A 471-nucleotide genomic window follows, 5' to 3' on the forward strand; every position below is an offset into this window, starting at 1 on the left:
TTCTTCCTTTCTCCTTCTTTTCCTTCTTCCCTTCTTCCCCCTCCTTTTTTCCTCCCCCTTTCCCTTTTTCCTCTTTCTTTTCCTTCCTCTCTTCTTTCTCTCTCTCTTTCCTTTCTTTCTTTTTCCTTTTTTCCTCTTTTTTTCTTCCCCTTTCCCTTTTCCCCTCTTTTCCCCTCTTTTCCTCTCTCCCTTTTCCCCTCCCCCCCCCCCCTCCCCCCCCTCCCCCCTTTTTCTTCCTTCTTTTTTCCCCCCTCCCTCTTCCCCCCTCTTTTTCCCTCTTTCCTCCTCCCTTTTCTCCCTCTTTTTCTTTTTTCCCCCTCCCTTTCTTCCTCTTTCTTCCTCCCTTCCTTCCCTTCCCCCCCCTTCCCTCTCCTCCCCCCTCTCTCCTCCCTTCTCCCTCCCCCCCCCCCCCTCTTTCTTTCCCCCTCTTTCCTCCCTTCTTTTCCCTCTTTCCTTCCTCCCTCCTCCCTC

At 52.4% G+C, this 471-nt stretch carries 1 protein-coding gene; it reads right to left on the minus strand.

Annotated elements, in window-relative coordinates; translation table 11 throughout:
* On the minus strand, window positions 1–471 hold a 471-nt coding region (locus tag KH400_RS29660), incomplete at both ends, for a hypothetical protein (RefSeq protein ID WP_217227961.1).

Origin of the sequence: Desertibacillus haloalkaliphilus, from assembly GCF_019039105.1 — a bacterium.
In the GTDB taxonomy this organism is placed as follows: domain Bacteria; phylum Bacillota; class Bacilli; order Bacillales; family KJ1-10-99; genus Desertibacillus; species Desertibacillus haloalkaliphilus.